We start from the raw sequence: 20,154 nt of genomic DNA, 5'->3' as shown, positions 1-20,154 counted from the left end.
GCGCTTCGGCGGTCGGCCCGGCTCACTCGGTGAGGTCCCGCACGATGACCAGGAAGGCGTCCGAGTTCAGGTCCATCACGACCTCCACGTGCTGCCCCCGCAGGCGGCACGCCTGCGCGAACTCCTCCGCCGGCCATGACCCACGCGGCCCACCGGCGGGAAAGCGCTCCAGTACTGTTCGCCCGTTCACCACCATGCACCTCCATGTAGCGCTGTCCTCTTGGCAGCCCTTGAAGAGTTAAACGCCAATCATGGGGTGAACGTCTCGCGAAATGACGTTACTGAGACGTAGCTGACACGCGCTCATCACACATCGGACCGAGTACGGGCCTTCAGTCCTCGTACTCGTCGTGGTACCGGACGCGCTCGCTGCCCGCGGGTGCGCCCAGCACCGACGCGCGTCCCTCGGGCTGCTCCCACTCCTCCTGTCGGCCGAGGGCGGTGAGGTCCAGGAGACTCGTGGTGGAGCCGAGTCCGTCGAGTCCGCGCTCGTACGTCGAGTAGGTGTGGAAGATCCGCTCACGGTCGCGGAGGAAACAGCTGATCCCCGGCCGCTCGTAGGACTCCCCGCCGTCCCCACTGTCGACGCCCTCATCGCCCTCATCGCCCTCATCGCCGTCATCGCCCGTGTCGCCGACGTCGCCTGCGATCGACACCTGGAAGTCGTGGTTGAAGTCGCTCCCGTACGCCGAGTACCAGGGCACCGTCCAACCCATCCGCGCCTTGAAGGGCAGGATCTTCGTATACGGCGCCCCGGACACCACCGCGAACTCGGTGCCCCGCGCGCGCAGATGCGCGAGGTGTCCGATCTGGTCGACGAAACCCGAGCAGCTGCGGCAGCCCGCGTCCCACTCCGGCGCGAACATGAAGTGGTAGACGACGAGTTGATGCCGCCCTTCGAAGAGGTCGAACAGCGTCGCCTTGCCGTCCCCGCCCTCGAACACGTACTCCTTGTCGATCTCGACCATCGGCAGTCGTCGCCGCTCGGCGTTCAGCGCGTCACGCGCGCGGGTCGCCGCCTTCTCCCTGACCAGCAGTTCCTCACGCGCGGCGCGCCACTCGTCGCGCGACACGATCCGCGGAAGCGTCATTGCCCCTCCTTCGGTGCGGTGCCTTCCCTGGGGTGGACCGGAGGGAGGGGCGGAACTCATCGGTGGGGTGCGGAAGTTCTTTTTCTTCAGTACGTCACCGGAAGCGTGAGCAGGCCTCTGGCGCGGAGGGACGGTCGCCACCGTAGGTCGCCCGGGTCGCCGTCGAGTTGAAGGTTGGGGAGGCGTTCCAGGAGGGCGGTCAGGGCGATCCGTGTCTCCAGGCGGGCCAGCGGTGCGCCCACGCAGTAGTGGATGCCGTGGCCGAGCGCGAGGTGTCCGGCGGTATCGCGGCCGAGGTCGAACCGGTCGGCGTCCGGGAAGCGGCGGGGGTCACGGTTGGCCGCGGCCAGAGACAGCAGGACCGTCTCGCCCGCCGGGACGGTGACGTCGCCGATCGTCACGTCCTCCACAGGGAAGCGGCGGATGGCGAGCAGGGCGGGTCCGTCGTAGCGGGCGAACTCCTCGATGGCGGCGGGGAGTTGGCTGGGGTCCGCGCGCAGAGCGGCCAGTTGGTCGGGGTGTTGGAGCAGCGCGAGGACCGCGGTGCCGATGAGCTGCACCGTGTTCTCGTATCCCGCGAAGAGGATGAGGAAGGCGAGTGACATCAGCTCGTCCTCGCTGAGCCGGTCGCCCTCGTCCCTGGCCGCGATGAGGTCGGAGAGCAGGTCGTCGGCGGGCTCTTTCCGCTTGTCCGCGAGGAGTTGGGTGAAGAAGCCGAGCATCGCCACGACGGCTTCCTTGGCGGCCTGCGGCCTGGCCGGGTCCGGTGCAACGAGCACGTCGGTCCAGGTCCGGAAGTCGCGGCGGTGCTCGTCCGGCACGCCGAGCAGGTCGCAGATGACGGTGACCGGCAGCGGCGCGGCGTAGGCGGCGATCAGGTCCGCGCTGCCCTGCGGGCCCAGCGCGTCGAGGAGACGGTCGGCGGTCCGCCTGACAGGGGCACGCAGTTGCTCGACGCGGCGCGGTGTGAAGGCCCGTCCGACCAGGCGGCGGATGCGGGTGTGGTCGGGCGGGTCCATGTTGAGGAGGTTCGCGTCCAGGGCGGGCGGCAGGGCAAAGCCCTTGTACCCGCCGGGCAGCGCATGCCTCTTGTCCAGCGAGAGGAGCGGGTTCGCCAGGGCCTCGCGTACGTCGCCGTAGCGCGTGACCAGCCAGGCCGGGCTGCCGTCGGGGCCGACGACGCGGTGCACGGGGGCGGTGTCGCGCAGCCGGTCGTAGACGGCGTACGGGTCGGTGAGGAGGTCACGGGTGAGGAGGTCCTGGTCAGTGGACATGGGACCACCCTAAGCGCCCTTCAAGGGGCGCGGGGCTGGGACATTTGCGGCTCCGCCGCGGGGCGCGACGAGCCCCCACCGGCCCGCAGCAAAACGAACCGCATACCCGCACACCCGCACACCCGCACACCCGCACACCCAGCGGAGCGCTCACGTGTCGTAGTCCTGGATCCGTTTGCCGTGGCTCCGGTCGATCAGGGCGGGCATCCGTTCGTTCATCTCCCGCACGGTTCCCGGCACATCGAGTGTGAGCAGCTCGCGCTCGCGCATGATCACCCGCCCGTCGACGATCGTCGTGCGTACGTCGCCGGCGCGGGCGCTGTGCACAAGGGTGGCCGCGAGGTCGTGCACGGGCTGGGTGTGCGGGCCACTCACGTCGACGAGGATGATGTCGGCCCTGCGGCCCGGCGCGAGACTGCCGATCTCCTGGCCGAGTCCGACGGCCCGCGCGCTCTGGAGCGTGGCGTGGTGCAGGGCCTGACGGGAGGTCAGCCAGCGCGGGTCGCCCTCGGTGAACTTCTGCACCAGCGCGGTGAGCGCCATGGACTCCCACACGTCCAGGGAGCTGTTGGAGGCGGCCCCGTCCGTGGCGAGGCCCACGGGGATGCCGAGCTCGCGCAGTGCGCGTACCGGAGTGGTGGTGGGCCAGGCGAACTTGAGGTAGCCCCGGGGCGCGCTGGCCACGGCGATCCGGCCCGTGGCGCGGGCGAGTACGGGCAGGTCGCGTTCCATGATGCCGGTGCCGTGCGCGATGAGCAGGTCGGTGTCGAGGAGCCCGGTGTCGGCCAGCACCTCGATGGGTGTGCGGCCGTGGCGGGCGAGGCTGGTGTCGGCCTGGTTGCGGTTCTCGGAGGCGTGGATGTGCACCAACAGGCCGTGTTCCCGCGCGAGTCGGGCGGTGGCGGCGAGGTCGGCGTCCTCGACGGTGTACGGCGCGTGCGGGGCGAGTGACGTGGTGATGCGGCCGTCGGCGGTGCCGCGGTGGCGGAGGGCGAAGTCCAGCGACTGCTCGCGTCCTTCGGCGCCCTGGGAGGAGAAGAAGGCCTGTCCGAGGTTGGCGCGCAGCCCGCTCTCGGCGGTCACGGCTGCGACGGTGTCCATCGAGAAGTAGTGGTCCGCGAAGCAGGTGACGCCGCCCCGGATCATCTCGGCGCAGGCGAGCCGCGCGCCCAACTCCACGTCCTTCTCCTGGAGGTTGGACTCGATGGGCCAGGCGAAGCCGTTGAACCACTCCTCGATGGGCAGGTCCTCCGCGATGCCGCGCAGGGTGACCATCGGGGCGTGCGTATGGCAGTTGACGAGGCCGGGCATCGCGACCTGTCCACGCGCGTCGATGTGCTCGACGGCGGGGTGACCGGGGAGACCGGGGGCGGGGAGACCGAGGGCGGGGAGACCCGGGGCGGGGTGGTCGACGGCGGAGAGACCTACGGCGGAGAGGTCCACGGGGCCGGTGGTGATCGTCTCGATGCGGCCGGCCCGTACGACGATGGTGGCGTCCTCGACGAAGCCGATCTGTTCGTGATCGTCGTGCACCAGGGCGGTGCACCGGGTGATAATGAGATCGGCCGGGGCTTTTGTGCCGGGCGAGTTGGCCCGATCATCAGCAGAGGCGTTGGGCGTCGCGTCGGGCGTGGGCTCGGGCGAGGTCATCACGCCACGGTACGACGGGATCGTGCCGTCGAGTGACGTGAACCGCGCATCCTGTTCCCGCCCTGTCGCCCCGGCGGTTTCGCGCGCACGCTGGCCTCACCATTCGACGGGCGGGCCCTGGAAGGCGCGTCCGGGAAGGAGCCCGGCATGCTCCTTGGCACCTGGAACCTGGAGAATCTGTACCGGCCCGGCGGCGACTTCGGGCCGCGCGACGAGGACGCGTACAAGGCGAAGCTGTCCGCCCTGGCGTCGGTCGTCACGGAGCTCGATCCCACGCTGCTCGGCGTGCAGGAGGTCGGCGATCCCGAGGCGTTGGAGGACCTGGCCGAGATGCTGGACGGCGACTGGCACATCGCGCTCTCGGAGCACCCGGACAGCCGCGGCATCAGGGTCGGCTTCCTCAGCCGCCCGAAACCACGGAAGATCACCGACACGAACGCCTTCCCCGAACCGCTGCGAGCCGTTCAGAGCGACGACGACAGTGAGCCGGTCTCCCGGACGGGCCGCGGCATCCTGACCGCGGAGATAACCGTGCGGGGAACGACCCTGACCGTGGCGGTCTGCCATCTCAAGTCGAAGCTGCTGACGTACCCGGGCAAGCGGTTCCAGCCGCGGGACGAGGGTGAGCGGGCCCGCTACGGCGCGTACGCCCTGTTCCGGCGGGCCGCCGAGGCCACCACACTGCGGACCGTCGCGGACGGCCTCCTCGAAGGCAAGGGCAAGGAACGGAACGTGGCCGTGCTCGGCGACCTCAACGACGAGGTCACGGCCGCCACGACCCAGATCCCGCAAGGCCCGGACGGTTCCGAGATCGGCACGGCGGGCTTCGAACGACCCGACAAGGGCGACGCGGCGCGGCTCTGGAACATCGCGCCGCTCATCCCGGAGAAGCAGCGCTTCTCCCGCGTCCACGCGGGGCGTCCCGAACTGATCGACCACATACTGGTCAGCCGTCTGCTGCTCGACCATGTCACCGAGGCAGGGACGGGGACACCGGTCCAGGAGACGCCGCTCCCGTCGATCGACGAGGACCCGGGAAAGCGGCGGGACGCGGCGGGGTCGGACCATGCGCCGGTGTGGGCGCGGATAGAGCCGTGAGGCATAGGGCCTGAGGCATGAGGGCTGAGGCATGAGGGCTGCGGCATGAGGGCTGCGGGCTGACGCCTGACGCCTGAGGCTTCAGGCGAGCCCGAGCCTGCCCGAGCCTGGTGGAGTTCGCCGCTCAGGCGCTGAGGAGGTCGGCCGGGGGATCCGCGAGCCCGGCGCGCTCGCGCTGCTCCACGAGTTCGTCGAGGAGGGTGGCGAGGCGCTCGGTGTGCCGCGGGGTGAGCCGTCCCGTGTCGTCGAGGTGGACGGCGCAGGCGGTGGTGGTGTCGACGAGGCGTTCGAGGGTGGCGGCGACCTCGCCGGTGCCTTCCGTGTGCCGGGCCAGGGTGGGCAGTTCGGCGGAGGCACGGTCGATCGCGGCGCGGGCCTCGGCCAGCCTCCGGTAAGCCTCGCGGCGGAGCGCCCAGCGGGCGGCCCGGTCGTCGGCGCCGCTCAGTACGTGGGTGAGATAGGCGTGGGCGGCGTCGGTGGCGGCGGTGAGCCGGGCCCGCACGTTCCCGCCGCGCTGTCCCGGAACCGGCAGATGCCCGACGATCAGCACGATCGCGCAGGCCAGCAGCGTCTCGCCGATACGGCTCCAGGAGGCTTCCGGCTCCCCGCCGACCATGACGAGGGCGAGCACGAGGACGGTGACGACGGCGGTCTGCGCGGCGAAGTGCCGGGTGGCGACGGGGATCAGGGCACCGCTGAGCGCCACGAGCGCCACGAGCCCTTCCGGCCGGGGCAGTACGGCCGCGAACCCGGCGAAGACGAGGGCGCCGAGGACGGTGCCCGCCGCCCGGTTCAGTACGCGTGAGACGAGCGGTCCGAGGTCCGGCTTCACGAGGAAGACGGCGGTGACCGGCAGCCAGTACCAGTGCACGTGGTGCAGGGCCTGGGCGACGGCCACGCCGGCGCCGTAGCAGAGGGCGACGCGGAAGCCGTACTCGCGTCCGCCGGTGCCGGTGACGGTCCGCAGGAAGGCCTTGGCGCGGAGGGGCCGTATGTGCAGGCCCTTGTGTGCGGTCTGCTCGGCGCCGCGGTCGAGGGGGTTGGCGTCGGCCTTCTTGCGGCCGGGGCTACTGCCGTCGGCCTGCTTGCCGTCGGGGCTACCGCCGTCGGTCTTCCTGCCGCCGCGGTCGAAGGTCTCGGCGGCATGCAGGAGTGCGTCGTCGAGGGCGCGCAGTCCGGGTACGGACCGTGCGGGTGCGGGCAGCGGCCCGGAGGGCTCCCCGGTCCGTACGGCGACGGCGAGCCGCCGCGGGCCCTGAGCCGTACGGGCGGGCAGCGCGTCTCCGGCCCAGGCCAGCGCGGTCGCGGCCTCGGCGAGCGGCAGCGCGGCGGCGTACTGCGCCCGCAGTCGCCGCTCGGCGGAGGAACTGGCGTACCGCCGCAGCCGCGGCCCCGCGAGCGCGTCCTGCGCGTGGTCGAGCGCGGCGGTGAGCGCGGCCCGCCGGGCCCCGGCCTCGGCTCCGCCGACCCCGGAGAGCAGCTCGGCGATGGCGTCGTACACCTTCGCGACGGCCACCCGCTCCCCGTCGAACCGGAAGTCCTGGGCGAGGGCACCGGGCGTGGGCAGCACCAGCCGCAGCACGATCAGCCAGCCGGCTCCGGCCAGGAAGAACAGCGCCCGCTGCCACCCGGGGTCGGGCAGTGGCATCCCGGCCCCGATGGCCGCGGCGACGAGCAACTGCGTCCCGGCCCCCGAGGCGACGGTCCCGGCGGCGCTCACGGCCCCGGCGAGCAGCCCGAGCCCGGTGAGTACGAGGGTCAGCGGGACGGCACCGAACCCCTCCCCCGCGTACGTACCGACGACCAGTCCCGCGGCTCCTGCCAGCGCGGGCACCCCCACCCAGTGCACGGCGGCCCGGCGGCTTCCGGGCCGGTCGTTGATCCCGGCGAACATGGCACCGAGGGCGGCCATGACACCGACGGATTCCCGCCCGACGAGAACGGCCACGAGCAACAGCGGCCCGGCGGAGAGCGCTCCGCGGACGACGGCGTTCCACGGCACGGGCCCCCTTTGCGCACGCAGCGCATGCGCGAGCCAGGGCGGAAGGGCGACGGACACAGCGGAGAAGGGTCGCGGCACGGGCACGGGGCTCCTGTCGGGACGAGGGCGATTGCGGGTGGCATGCCTTCGGGCGACGTCGGCCTGGGCGGTGGTGTTTACGGTAGGTCGGGTTCCTGGAGGGTATGGGGTCCATGCGTTTCGGGGCTGTGACGATTGTCGCGATGGCCGCGTTCTTTATGTACGCAATCGGGGGCGGCGTCGGTGAACGGCCTCCGCGACGGGGCGGCGTCGGAGGGCAGCTCCCGCGACGGGGACGGCGTCGGTGAACGGCTCCCACGAGCGGATCTCATCCAACTGTCCGCGCAAACGGGAGCGGGCCCGGAGGCGTAGCCGGCCCCCGAGCCCTGTGATGCCACCCATGTCGCACACCGGCACGCTTGAGAACTCAGGTCAGTGTTATGTCGCCGCGTCCTGCCTTTGGACCACCGCGCATCGAGCTGTGCGGGCCGGACTTGAACCGGCATTTCGACGCCCGGAGCCTGAGTCCGGTCGATCCGGCGATCGGCGGCGAATGCTGAGTCTGGAGCAATAGTCTGAGATTGATCGCGGTCTGCCTCTGCCAGTTGGGCTACCGCGGCGCGTTGGGCACCTCGTACCGAGTTGTACTCGGTGATACAGGTGCCGGATTGGTGCCGCGAGGAGGACTCGAACCTCCACTGGAACCGCGAAGTCACGACAAGCTTCAGTTTCAGCTTGCGCTCCTCGCGCACCCCGGCCGTCCTTCTTGGTGGCCGGGGAGTTTCTGAGGCTACCCGAACAGGTAGCCGAACACGACGTCCCCGACGCGCTGGTCGGTGACGTCGGCGCCGTTCGCCTCTTCCCGGGCGAACTTGACGGCCTGCTGAACCTTCTCGACCCGGTCAAGCAGTTCGTTGACACGCCGCGCGGGAAGGGCTCCGGAAAACTTCACAGTGGTCCAGTACCCGACGGGAATGTCCTCGTAGTACACCTCGACCTGCGCCGGATGCTTCTCGGTGGCCTCCGCCTTCACGTGGTTGCGCGGGACCTTCTTCGTCCGCAGCGTCCGGACCGGCTCGGTCTTCCACGCGTCGGTCGACGGGTCCTGGACCCACGACTCGGAGGCGTCGAGCACGGGCAACTTCCGCACGAAGGTGTTGAGATCGGTGAGCTGCTTCTCCAGGAAGAGCAGATAGGACACCGGAACGTCGGCAACGAGCACCCGCCCGTCGACCTTGACGTCCGCGCGGGCCGTGCAGTTGGCCCAGTCCTTGGTGGCGGTCACGTCGAACAGCCGGGTCAGCGTGGCCGCGGTGTCCCGCAGCACGTCCTCAGCCTGCACCTGCACCCGAGTCGACTCGGGCGGCAACTGCTCACCCTCTTCGTCCTTGGGCTGATACGTACGCGAGATTCCGGCCAACAGGGCAGGCTTCTGCAGCCCGTGATGAGCGGCCGTCAGGTCCTGATGGGACTTGGACTTGATGCCCTTCTCTACTGCGATGATTTGATTGAGTTTCGCCACGTCGGTGACGGTAGCAGGATCAACTGGTGGTTTTCGAAGGGTTATTCGGCGAGGGGGAATGCTTCCGTGCGCCTTTGTGCGCCCTCCTGATGCTTGCCCTCCCCACCTACGTTCCCTTGTCATGAACTGGCGGAAGATCTGGCCTTACTGGGGACTGGTCGCCCTCGTCGTCGCCATCACAGCTTGGCTGACCTCCGACATCGGCCCTGTCGGACTGACCGCCCTCTTCGCGCTGAGTCTCCTGTGGTTCCTGGTGCAGGCTCCGGTCCCTTGCGGTGCCCCCATCCGCAAGGAGGGGCAGACATGCCGGAAGAACGCCCACGGTCTGCTCCGTGGCTGCAGCATCGAGCAGCACAAGTGGCAACGCCTGCGCACCCTTGTCGTACACCCAGGGCTTCGGCAGACAAGGCGCGAACTCTTCCCAGACCGCAAGACCGGCCTGGCCAGCCTCGGAGCCATCGTCGCGCTGGTCTGCACGCTGACGACCACGGTGTTGGCGGTGCTGGGCAAAGGGAGCGCCTGAGCATGGGGACGTCGACGCGGTGGCAGGGACCGGGCGGCACGCGCGGCGGAGACACCACTACCGGCAAACGCTGGACGGCTCTCGGCGGGCGTCTCGGCCGACTCGAGGAAGGGCAGGAGGCTCGTACCGAAGCCGCGGCGGATGCCTGCCTCGCGACTCTCCGGGACACCATGCACGACGATCCGAACGCGTTCGGCCTGTCGTCCGCGTGGCAGCGCGCCGGTGAGCATGTCGTCGAAGTGATGGACCAGTTGGGCGAGTACGGCTCTGAGTCGTTGACGGCCGCACCTCACCTCGCCTTCGCCGATCCGGCCATGTCGTTCGTCGCCGAATTCAGCCGCCGGGTGGCGGGAGACTGCGCCCTCGTACGAGCGATGTGACCCGGGCCGGAAGGGGGTCATGCTCCACGCCATGACCAGCGACGAGTCGTCTTGATGCGGGACCTTGTCCCCAGTACCGATTTGATCCGACCCATCCTCCGCCTCCGCTCACACCCGTTACGATCTGAGCTTGGGCTTTTGCCGCCCGAGCGACGACAAAACGGCGGCGACAAACAGCCCGAATCGATACGAAACTCGAAGCGGGGATGTGCGCATGCGGGACGGCCGGTGGGTCACGGTCACCGAATCCGAGTTTCAGCATGAGCGCCGGGGCCTGGATGCCATTCGCGAGCAGCTGGCGACCGCGAACAACGATCCGTGGCGTGCCTGGACGAACTTCACCTTCACCGCGCACACCGGCCATGTCCGGGAAGTGGACCTTCTGGTGATCGCCCCCGGCGGGGTGTACCTGATCGAGCTGAAGGACTGGCACGGCTCGATCGAGTCCCGTAACGGCACATGGCTGCAGACCCAGCCCGGCGGACGGCAGATCTCCCACGGCAACCCACTGCACCTGGCGAACAAGAAGGCCAAGGAACTGGCCTCACTCCTCGCGCAGAACGGTGAGCGGGTCTGGGTCTCGGAGGCGGTGTGCTTCACCGACTCCTCTCTGAGGAACAGGCTGCCCGCCCACGACCAGCACGGCGTCTACACCGTGAACAAGCTGGTAGAGATGCTGAAGGAGCCGCCTCGTGACGAGCGGCGCCGCATCGACGCCCCGAAGTCCCGCGCGATCAAGGGGGCGCTGGAGCGGATCGGTATCGCGCGCAGTGACGCCGAGTACAAGGTCGGCCCGTATCTGCTGCACCGGAAGTCGTTCGACTCGGGTCCGACCTGGGCGGACTACCTGGCCCGGCACAGTGAGCTGCCGGAGGCCGCCCGTATCCGGGTCTATCTGCGGGAGCGGGGCTCGGACGCCGAGCTGCGGGCGTCGGTGGAGCGGGCCGCGCGGCGCGAGGCCGCGGTGCTACGGCGCTTCAAGCACCCCGGTGTCGTCCAGCTGAAGCAGTACGACCCGTCCGGGCACTCGGCGGGCCCGGCACTGATCTTCGACTTCGACCCGCGGACTCTGCGCCTGGACGAGTATCTGGCCCAGTACGGCGAGAAGTTGGACATCCTCAGCCGCATGGCCCTGGTGCGCCAGCTCGCCGAGACGGTGCGCTCGGCGCACGGCAGGCGGATCTACCACCGCACTCTGGCCGCCCGCGCGATCCACGTGATGCCTCGTGCCCGCAGCCGCACGGCGGGGAGCACGGACGGCGAGGAGTCGGGCTGGCTCAGTCCGTATCTGCAGATCTCGGACTGGCAGGTCGCGGTGCAGCGCGGCTCCGAGCAGAGCGGGCAGGCCGGCGGCGAGCGACTCGCCCCGACCACGTTCTCGCGCGCGGGAGCACACCTCGCGGAGGGCGCGGACCCGTATCTCGCCCCGGAACTCACCGCGTTGAAGGCCGACCCGGTGGCCCTGGACGTGTACGGGCTCGGGGTGCTCACCTATCTCCTGGCCACCGGCAAGGCCCCGGCAGCCAGCCAGGCCGAGCTGCTGGCGCGCTACGAGGCAGGCGAGGGACTGCGCCCCAGCGCGGTGGTGGACGGCCTGTCCGAGTACATCGACGAACTGGTGCAGGCGGCGACCGCGTACACCGTCTCCGACCGGCTGTCCTCCGTCGACGACTTCCTGGAGATGCTGGAGGTCGTCGAGGACACGCTGACCGAGCCCGCCGCGGTGGAGCCCGTTCGCCCCGCCGAGCCCGAGAAGGACCCTCTGGAAGCGGTCGCGGGCGACGTGCTGGCGGGCCGCTGGGAGGTCAGGCGCCGTCTCGGCACGGGTTCGACGAGCCGCGCGTTCCTGGTGCGGGACCTGACGGCCGGGCCGGACGTCAGGTTCGCGAAGACGCTCGCCGTGCTGAAGGTCGCGCTGTCGGACAGTCGCGGCAAGGTGCTGGAGCGGGAGGCCGAGGTGATGGGGCGCCTGCGTCCCGACTCCCGGATCATCCGCCTCGTCGAGCCGGAGCCCGTACGCATCGGACCTCGGCAGGTCCTCATCCTGGAGTACGTCGGTGACGAGCGTGAGGCCGACGCCGAGCCCTCCGCGCCCGGCACCACGAGGAGCCGGCGCCGGGAGGAGACGGTCTCCCGCCAGCTGCGGGAGTTCGGCCGACTGTCCGTGGACCAACTGGAGGCGTACGGCGACTACTTGTTCGGCGCGGTGGACTTCCTGGAGGGCGAGGGCGTCTGGCACCGTGACATCAAGCCGGACAACATCGCGATCCGTATCCGTCCGAACCGCACGCGCGAACTGGTCCTGATCGACTTCTCGCTGGCCGGTTACCCGGTGAAGGAGACCCAGGCGGGGACGGACGGCTACCTGGACCCCTTCATCGGCACGCTCACCCACCGCTCGGTGTACGACGCGCACGCGGAGCGTTACGCACTGGGGGTCACCCTCCACGAGATGGCGTCGCGCGAGTTGCCGGTGTGGGGCGACGGCAAGGTGTCCCCGCGCCAGACCGACGCGGAGAAGGAGCCGTACCCGAGGATCGCCGCCGACGCCTTCGACTCGGCGGTACGGGACGGGCTCGTCGCGTTCTTCCAGAAGGCGTTGCACCGGAACGCGGCGCAGCGGTTCAGCGACCTGAAGCCGATGCGGGACGCCTGGAAGAAGATCTTCCTGGCGATGGACGAGGCGAAGCCCTCGTCACGGCGTTCCCGGCCAGTGACGGCTGCCGCCACGGAGGCCGAGGCGGCTCAGGCCCCGGACGCGCCCATCGCGGAGGCCGAGGAGGAGAGCGCCGAACAGCAGCGCGACCGGCAGGCGGCTCAGGCCGACCGCACCACGCCCATCTCGGCGGCCGGCCTGAGCCCAGCGGCGGAGTCCTTCGTCTACGGGCTCCAGGTGAACACGGTCGGCGAGTTGCTCGCCTACAGCCAGCGCCAGCTCGTCAACGCCCCCGGCCTCGGCTCGAAGACCCGCGGCGAAGTCCTGGGCCGTATCAAGGAGTGGCGGGAACGGCTGGCCGAGAAGCCCGCAGCGCCGCTCACGCCGGAGGGCCGCAAGGAGGCCAAGGAGGAACTCTCCGCGACGGAGGCCACCATCGCGCGGGTGGTGGCCGCGAACGGCGGCGCGGGCCGACTGCCGGAGCGCGCGCTACGCACGGTCAGCCTGGACACGTTGGCGACTCTCTTCGTCCCGGAGTTGAAGAAGGACGGTTCCAACCGTAACGAGTGCGAGATGGTGCGGCTGCTGCTGCGGCTGCCCGACGAGCGCGGCGCACTGCCCGACATCGGCGTCTGGCCGAAGCAGAAGGACGTGGCGACCGCCCTTGGCCTGTCGGCGGGCCGCATCCCGCAGATGCTCAAGACCCAGCGCACCCGCTGGAAGAAGCACCCGGCCGTACGAGCCCTGCGCGCCGAAGTCCTCGATGTGCTCGGCGACTTGGGCCGGGTCGCCTCGGCCGCGGAGATCGCGGACGCGCTCGCCGTACGACGCGGCACCCGCCTCCAGGAGCGCGAGCAGCGCCGGGCCCTGGCACTGGCGGCCGTTCGGGCCGTGGTGGAGGTCGAGCAACTCCACCCGGACGAGGCCGAGTTCCAGCACGCGGCGAACCGGGACGCGGCCGATGAGGGCATGGGCGCGGGTCTGCTCGCCCTGGAGGTCGGCGAGGACGATGCCCCAGAGACGCCCTCCGCGCCGGGCCTGCTGGACTACGCACAGAGCCTTGGCAAGGTCGCGGACCGGCTGGCAAAACTGGACACGCTGCCGACCGCGGCGACCGTCCTCGGCGAGCTGGGCGCGATCGCCCCGCCGAGCGGGGTCATGGACTGGGACGACCGCCGCATGGTCGAGGTGGCCGCGGCGGCTTCCCGCAACGCCGCCGCGACCCCGCGCCTGGAGATCTACCCCCGCAACCTCCCCCTCGTACGGGCCCTGCGGCTGACCCAGGCCGGTCTGGTACGCCCCATCCCGGGCGTGGCCGATGCCCGGCAGCCGGGCCTGACGGGCAAGGAGGTGCACGAGCGGGTACGTGCACGCTTCCCGGAACTGCTCGACAAGAACGGCGGCCACTCCCTCCCGACGGGCGGGCCGCTGACGCGTGCGCTCCAGGAGGCCGGGTTCGAGCTGCACCTGTCCACGCGCGAGGACACCCGAACCCTGCGCTATCTGCCCCGGCAGACGGACGGCAGCTCCAGCTACCTGTCCTCGGGCGCCGGCCGCCAGCCGACCGGCATGCTCACCACCGCACACCGCTACTCCGACGACCCGCAACTCGCGGGCGCGGTGGCGGCGGAGGAGCGGCTGACGGGTTCGGCCCGGCGGGACGGCTTCCGGGTACTGACCGTCCGGACGGGTCTGTCCCGCGATGCGGTACGGGAGTTGACGGGCGACCGCTTCGACGCGGGCGCGGTGTCGGTGACCGAGCTGTTCCTCACGGCGCTGCACGAACTGGTCGACGCGCGGGTCAAGCCGACGTGGGAAACAATCCTGCGGGCGGATGTGGCGGAGCCCGGGTCGAAGGCGGCGATGAAGTTCGCGGAGTATGCGCGGACGGCTTGGGGGGCGGTGGAGCCTCGGGTGAGCGAGCTGCTGACAGCTGGGGCCGGGGTTGGTTCCGGCTCGCGGGTGCCTGTGCTGCTGACGGACGCGGGGGTGTTCGCGCGGTACGACGCGATGGGCGTCCTTGAGCGGTTGGCGGAGCAGGCACGGGGTGGCGGTCGCGGGCTGTGGGTGCTGTGCCCGCAGAGCGACCCGGCGCGCCCGCCACGGTTGGGGACGACGGCGGTGCCGTACCAGGCGGGGCTGGGTGAGTGGATAGCTCTGCCGGACTCGTGGGTGGCCAATGCCCATCGAGGTGGGGTGGCCGGGGTTCTCGGCGCGGGCGGCGTGAGCGGTGGGCACGGTGGGCCTGGCGCCGGTGATGTGACTGTTTCGGGTACGAGTGCGGGTGCGACGGGAGACGTGACCAAGTGATCGACCGCAAGGCGTTGTTGGCTGACCTCATCAAGCAGGTCAAAGCGGTCGAGGCGGACCTCGGCAAGCAGGTCAAGGCGGTGGCCGAGGTCGGGGAGCGGTTGCGCGCCGAGTACGACCAGGCGCGCAAGCTCGGGCGTACGGCCGCGACGTGGAACGCGTGGCTGGACGAGCGGGTCACTCAGGTCGCGGTGGCGTGGGTGCTGGGCACGGTGTTCGTACGGTTCTGCGAGGACAACCGGCTGATCCCCGAGCCGTACCTGACGGGCGCGGAGCTGGAGCGGCGGGACCTCGCGGAGTCGCGGTACGCGCAGTACGTGGAGGATGAAGAGAACCCGACGTATCGGGGCTGGCTGGAGCGGGCGTTCAAGGAACTGGGCGCCGGGCAGGCCGGAAAGCTGCTGTTCGACGAGCGGCACAACCCGCTGTACCAGGTTCCTCTGTCGCATGACGGGGCTCGGGCGTTGGTGGAGTTCTGGCGGGAGCGGGACGAGGCCGGTGACGCGCTTGTCCACGACTTCACCGACCCGTTGAGCGAGGACGGGACTGAGGGGTGGGACACGCGGTTCCTCGGTGACCTGTACCAGGACCTGTCGGAGGCGGCACGGAAGACGTATGCGCTGCTCCAGACACCGGAGTTCGTGGAGGAGTTCATCCTCGACCGGACGATGGACCCGGTGGTGCGGGAGCTGGGCGGGCGGTTCGGCGAACTGAAGATGATCGACCCCACCTGCGGGTCGGGGCACTTCGTGCTGGGTGCGTTCCGGCGGATGGTGCGGCTTTGGGCTGAGCGGCAGCCGGGGCGGGATGTGCATGAGCAGGTGCGGGATGCGCTCAACTCTGTGCACGGGGTGGATATCAATCCGTTCGCGGTGGCTATTGCTCGGTTCCGGTTGCTGGTGGCGGCGATGGCGTCGTCGGGCGTGCGGACGCTGGCGGAGGCGTCGCGGTACGACTGGCCGATTCACCTGGCGGTGGGCGACTCCCTGATCAAAGCTCGGCAGCTTGAACTGACTCTTGAGGGCGAGGAGTCGGGGGATGCGCTGGCGGAGTTCTCGTATGCGACGGAGGATGTGCACGAGTATCCGGGGATTTTGGAGCAGGGGCGGTATGACGTGGTGGTGGGGAATCCGCCTTACATCACAGTCAAAGACAAGAATCTAAATGACCTCTATCGATCCCTGTATAAATCATGCGCGCGCCAGTATGCCCTATCCGTACCCTTCGCCGAGCGATTCTTCCAACTCGCTAAGATTGGAAATGAAACGGGTCACGGGTACGGCATGGTCGGACAGATCACGTCTAACTCATTCATGAAACGAGAGTTCGGTCGGCCACTCATTGAAGAGTTCTTCGGACATACCGTCGAACTCGTCGAAGTTATCGACACCTCCGGCGCTTACATCCCCGGTCACGGAACTCCTACCGTAATCCTGATTGGTCGACGCCGTCGCGGAAACTCACGCACCGATACCATCCGAGCGGTGCTGGGCATTCAGGGTGAATCTGGGGTCCCTGAGGTCGCCGCCGAGGGAAACGTATGGAAAGCAATCACGAATCAGATCGATGTTCCAGGATCTGTATCGGATTGGGTCAGCAGCGAAAACCTAGCTCGCAGCCACCTGGCCACTGCCCCCTGGAGCCTTTCAGGGGGCGGCGCATCCGAGATTTTCGCCCACTTGAACGCTCACGCAGCGCATAGGGCAAGTGCGCGAATCGTTACAGTGGGCCGATACACGCACACTGGGTCCGACGCTAGCTATTTCGCCCCTAGCCACACCTGGTCCCGCTACAGAGTAGCCTCTAGCCACATCATCCCCCTCGTCGAAGGAGATGCCGTTCGCGACTGGAACGAATCCGAAACTACGGAGTCTCTCTTTCCGTATGACGCCGATTTGAAGGCGGCGCTAACTGTAGATACATACCCTCACCTAAGGCAGACGTACGCCGTCCTTAAAGATCGTCGAGAGCCAGGGGGAACACACGCAGAGATCGGCCTTACCTGGTTCGAGTGGAGCCGCTGGCATCCGGAACGATTCTCCAACCCGCTTGGCATTTCCTTTGCCTTTGTAGCCTCACACAATCACTTTGTATTGAATAGAGGCGGAAAGGTGTTCAACCGTTCCGCTCCAGTAATCAAGTTGCGCGAAAACGCAACCGAGGAAGAGTACCTTCAGCTACTCGGACTACTCAACAGCTCCACCTCCTGTTTCTGGCTTAAACAAGTGAGTCACGATAAAGGAAATCGAGGAGGGGAGCGGGGGACGGGTCGTTTCGCATGGGAGAACTTCTTTGAATTCACGGGCACCAAGCTCCAGGAGTTCCCCGTACCCGCTGTCACACCCACATCCATTGTGACCGCACTCGACAAATTCGCCCAGGAACTTGTCTCCATTACCCCTTCCACCCTAACTGCCCCCTCCGCCCCCACACCCACCGTCAAGTCCCTTCGCGAGGCCTGCGCCAAGTGGCACTCCACCCGAGCGCAAATGATCGCTCTCCAAGAGGAACTGGACTGGCAGGTCTACTCCCTCTACAACCTGCACCTCGAAGACCTCCAGGCTCCCGAGTCCGACGTCCCCGAACTCGCCCTCGGTGAGCGAGCCTTCGAAATCGTGCTCGCCCGCAGAGTCAAGAAGGGTGAGGCGTCCAACGAGTGGTTCAAGCGGCACGGATCCACCCCCACTACCACCCTCCCCGACCACTGGTCGGACACCTACAAGGCCACCGTCCAAAAGCGCATCGACGCCATCGAGTCATCCCGTGCCATCGGCATGATCGAGCGTCCCGAGTACAAGCGCCGCTGGGCAACTGAGGGTTGGGACAGCCTGCAGGACAAGGCCCTGCGCTCCTGGCTGCTCGACCGGATCGAGAACCGTGACCTCTGGTTCCAGGACGGACAGCCGACCCTGCTCACCCGCCACCAGCTCACCGCCGAGCTCTCCCTCGATGAGGACTTCGTCTCCGTCGCCGAGTTGTACGAGCCCCGCAAGGAACTCGCAACCGTCGTCGAGGACCTCCTCACCAACGAGCACGTGCCCTTCCTCCCCACCCTCCGCTACAAGCCCTCCGGCCTCAAGAAGCGCGCCGACTGGGAACACGTCTGGGACCTCCAGCGACAGGAGGACGCCGCCCCGGACGAGCCCGCCAAGCGCAAGATCCGGGACTCGATCCCCGTACCCCCGAAGTACACCTCGGCCGACTTCCTCAAGCCCTCCTACTGGCGCGCCCGCGGCAAACTGGACGTACCGAAGGAGCGGTTCATCTCCTACGCGACCGGTGCCATCTCCGGCACCCCAGACCTGTTCGGCTGGGCGGGCTGGGACCACCGGGAGCAGGCCCAGGCCCTCAGTACGTACTTCACCAACGACGACGGCCTCTCCACCGAGGAGATCACTCCGCTTCTCGCAGGCCTCCTCGAACTCCAACCCTGGCTCACCCAGTGGCACGACGAGTTCGATCCGCTGTACGGCGGCTCCCCCGCCGCCTTCTTCGCGGGGTACCGCGCGACCAAGCAGGGCGAACACGGCCTGAGTGACGACGACTTGCGCGCCTGGCGTCCCGCTCCGGCGGCCCGTCGAGGCCGGCGCCCGGCGAACGGCTGATCACCCCGGCGCGCCCTCCCCGCCTGCTCGCGCGGAGGGCGCGCCGCCGTCTCGTACAGTCAACGGCTCGGCCGCGTGAACCCGTAGCGCCGGGCCCTCGTCCAGCCCCAGCACGATGGCGGGCCCACCCGCCGCGAACTGCTCGCTGCGGACACTGCGGACTGCCCGCCACTCGCCCCACGCCCGCACGGACTGGCCCTGCCGAACCATCACCGCGGCGACCTCCCTCGCGACGGGCTCGGCCACGATGTCCGTCGCCTTCAGTTCAACCCAGACGGTCTTCCCGATCCCACCCTCGCGCTCCTCGACACCCCACCGGTGAGCCAGCGCATCCACGAGCAACAGCCCGCGCCCACCGGTCTCTTCCTCACCGGGCGTCCGCACTTCAGGCTTGCCCGCGCCCGCGTCGCTGACCTCCACCCGCAGCAGCCCTTCCTCCAGCGAGCGTGTGATCCGTACGCCCACCTGTCGGTCACTCGGCACCGGCACGCGCAGCGCGTTGGTCACCAGCTCCGACAGCACCAACTCCGCGGCGTCCAGGACGTCTTGCCCGACGCCCCATTCCCCGAGCACGGCATGCGCCACCGCCCGCGTTCTGGGAACGCTCCGGCGACAACGGGACAGTCTGAACGTGACTTCGTGAGGGCCGAAACGCTCTGCCATGGCGGCTCCTGAGGGTCGATTGCAGCTGATCAAGTCCTCGTGACATGGCGGCAGTTGCTGAGCCGCCATGCGCAGCGTTCCGCAACAATATGAATCGGCGCAATTTTGCACGGCACTATGGCGCTTGATTCACTCTTTTAGGTAATCGCCGAGCCCTGCAGGTCGAACCTCTGGTAGGCAGTTGCACATGCCTACTGTCAAACCATCCACCGTGCTCGGACGCCAACTCGGCGATGAACTCCGCAGGTTCCGCGAGGCGGCAGGTGTGTCCATGGCGGAAGCCGCCGAGGCCCTCGACTGCACCAAGGGGAAGATCAGCCGATTGGAGAACGGGCACGTACCCGTCCGCACACCTGATCTGGCAGCACTCATGCACGCCTACCGGGTGAAGGATCCGGAGACACGCGACCGCCTCAGCGCCATGGCCCTGCGGGCCAACCGGCGGCGCCGCGAAGGATGGTGGCATCAGTACGGCTCAGTACTTGGGGACTCGTATCGGGACCAGATCGAGTTGGAGGCCATCTGCGACAGCGTCCGGACATACGAGGTGCAGCTGATTCCCGGACTTCTCCAGACTGCGGAGTACGGCCGCGCGGTGACGGTCGCTTCGCGCGCCTGGCAGACAGCCGAGGAGATCGACCAGTTCGTTCAGGTGCGACTCGCGAGGCAGCAGCGCCTCATGGGTGACGAGCCGATGGAACTCTGGGCAGTGCTGGCAGAAGGCGTTCTCAGGCAGCACGTTGGCGGCCCTTCGGTGATGCACGCACAACTGGAGCACCTGGCCGGGATGGCTGAGCGGCCCAACATCACCGTCCAGGTATTGCCGTTCTCGCGCGGCGCGCACTCGGGTATGTTCGGCCCGTACCTGCTACTGAGCTTTCCCCAGGTGACGTCGCTCGACCTCGTGCTGACGGAGACCCCAACCGGAAACATCTGGATGGAGCGTGAGCCGGAAGTCGCTTACTACCGAGGGCTCTTCGACGACGCACGCACCACGGCACTGCCACCGACGGAATCACTCGCCATGATCCGCCGCATCGCCAAGGAGTACCGAGCATGAGCCCCAGCTCTCACATACCCCCCGTTCTCACGGGAGCGGCATGGCGCGCCAGCAGCTACAGCGGCGGTCAAGGCAACTGCGTCGAGGCGGCCACCAACCTCCCCGCCCACCTCCCCGTCCGCGACAGCAAGCGTCCCACCGGCCCCACAATCGTCTTCAGCCACGACGCCTGGCACACCTTCATCGCACACCTGAGCTGAGCCGGACCGCCCCCTCAGGGGCACCCCCACCCTCTCAGCACACCCACGCATGACCACGTAAAGCGACAGGCCAGTTACTCGCATTCTCCATACTATGGTTCA

Annotated in this window: 14 protein-coding genes; 7 read left to right on the top strand and 7 right to left on the bottom strand. The window is 68.8% G+C overall.

What is annotated here, in order from left to right:
- Window positions 1–22: 22 nt before the first annotated feature.
- The 4 genes from OHA11_RS35800 to OHA11_RS35785 all read right to left on the bottom strand — a co-directional run bounded on the left by OHA11_RS35800 (window position 23) and on the right by OHA11_RS35785 (window position 4,015).
- Window positions 23–190: a hypothetical protein gene (locus tag OHA11_RS35800; protein ID WP_266503407.1), complete on the bottom strand. Its 168-nt coding sequence runs from the start codon at window positions 188–190 to the stop codon at window positions 23–25.
- A gap of 142 nt (window positions 191–332) precedes the next feature.
- Window positions 333–1,091 carry a DUF899 domain-containing protein gene (locus OHA11_RS35795; protein WP_266503406.1) on the bottom strand — a complete coding sequence of 253 codons (759 nt, stop codon included), beginning with the start codon at window positions 1,089–1,091 and terminating at the stop codon, window positions 333–335.
- 86 nt (window positions 1,092–1,177) lie between these two features.
- Window positions 1,178–2,365: a cytochrome P450 gene (locus tag OHA11_RS35790; RefSeq protein ID WP_266503405.1), complete on the bottom strand. Its 1,188-nt coding sequence runs from the start codon at window positions 2,363–2,365 to the stop codon at window positions 1,178–1,180.
- A gap of 150 nt (window positions 2,366–2,515) precedes the next feature.
- Entirely contained in the window at window positions 2,516–4,015 is a 1,500-nt protein-coding gene (locus tag OHA11_RS35785) for an amidohydrolase (RefSeq protein ID WP_266503403.1), read from the bottom strand.
- A 147-nt stretch (window positions 4,016–4,162) separates the two neighbouring features.
- Here OHA11_RS35785 and OHA11_RS35780 point away from each other — a divergent pair, with 147 nt between their 5' ends.
- Window positions 4,163–5,113 (top strand): endonuclease/exonuclease/phosphatase family protein, encoded by a 951-nt coding sequence (locus OHA11_RS35780; RefSeq protein ID WP_266503402.1) that lies wholly within the window; start codon window positions 4,163–4,165, stop codon window positions 5,111–5,113.
- Between the two features lie 124 nt (window positions 5,114–5,237).
- Here OHA11_RS35780 and OHA11_RS35775 read toward each other — a convergent pair whose 3' ends face one another.
- The gene (locus OHA11_RS35775; RefSeq protein ID WP_266503400.1) at window positions 5,238–7,193 is read right to left on the bottom strand and encodes an FUSC family protein; all 1,956 of its coding nucleotides are present in this window, start codon (window positions 7,191–7,193) and stop codon (window positions 5,238–5,240) included.
- 730 nt (window positions 7,194–7,923) lie between these two features.
- On the bottom strand, window positions 7,924–8,655 hold the full coding sequence (locus OHA11_RS35770; protein ID WP_266503398.1) for a hypothetical protein: 732 nt from the start codon (window positions 8,653–8,655) through the stop codon (window positions 7,924–7,926).
- A 121-nt stretch (window positions 8,656–8,776) separates the two neighbouring features.
- Here OHA11_RS35770 and OHA11_RS35765 point away from each other — a divergent pair, with 121 nt between their 5' ends.
- From OHA11_RS35765 to pglX, 4 genes are all read left to right on the top strand, one after another.
- Window positions 8,777–9,178 carry a hypothetical protein gene (locus OHA11_RS35765; protein ID WP_266503396.1) on the top strand — a complete coding sequence of 134 codons (402 nt, stop codon included), beginning with the start codon at window positions 8,777–8,779 and terminating at the stop codon, window positions 9,176–9,178.
- Between the two features lie 2 nt (window positions 9,179–9,180).
- On the top strand, window positions 9,181–9,558 hold the full coding sequence (locus OHA11_RS35760) for a hypothetical protein (RefSeq protein WP_266503395.1): 378 nt from the start codon (window positions 9,181–9,183) through the stop codon (window positions 9,556–9,558).
- A gap of 214 nt (window positions 9,559–9,772) precedes the next feature.
- A complete protein-coding gene (pglW, locus tag OHA11_RS35755) occupies window positions 9,773–14,524 on the top strand; it encodes a BREX system serine/threonine kinase PglW (protein WP_266503394.1) in 4,752 nt (1,583 codons plus the stop codon).
- Window positions 14,521–18,129: a BREX-2 system adenine-specific DNA-methyltransferase PglX gene (gene pglX, locus OHA11_RS35750; RefSeq protein ID WP_266503393.1), complete on the top strand. Its 3,609-nt coding sequence runs from the start codon at window positions 14,521–14,523 to the stop codon at window positions 18,127–18,129. Before pglW ends, pglX begins: the two co-directional genes overlap by 4 nt.
- Here the strand turns inward: pglX and OHA11_RS35745 are convergent, their stop codons facing one another.
- Window positions 18,130–18,792, bottom strand: a complete 663-nt coding sequence (locus tag OHA11_RS35745; RefSeq protein ID WP_266503392.1) for an ATP-binding protein — start codon at window positions 18,790–18,792, stop codon at window positions 18,130–18,132.
- Window positions 18,793–18,979: 187 nt separating this feature from the next.
- On the opposite strand from OHA11_RS35745, the gene OHA11_RS35740 reads away from it, so the two are divergent.
- Both OHA11_RS35740 and OHA11_RS35735 read left to right on the top strand, forming a co-directional pair.
- Window positions 18,980–19,852 carry a helix-turn-helix transcriptional regulator gene (locus OHA11_RS35740; RefSeq protein WP_266503390.1) on the top strand — a complete coding sequence of 291 codons (873 nt, stop codon included), beginning with the start codon at window positions 18,980–18,982 and terminating at the stop codon, window positions 19,850–19,852.
- Complete coding sequence (locus tag OHA11_RS35735) at window positions 19,849–20,052, top strand: DUF397 domain-containing protein (protein WP_266503388.1); 204 nt, start codon at window positions 19,849–19,851, stop codon at window positions 20,050–20,052. The genes OHA11_RS35740 and OHA11_RS35735 overlap by 4 nt, the downstream gene beginning before the upstream one ends.
- Window positions 20,053–20,154: the final 102 nt, after the last annotated feature.

Source organism: Streptomyces sp. NBC_00878, assembly GCF_026341515.1.
Lineage (GTDB): Bacteria > Actinomycetota > Actinomycetes > Streptomycetales > Streptomycetaceae > Streptomyces.
This window is presented reverse-complemented; position numbering and strand designations above follow the sequence as displayed.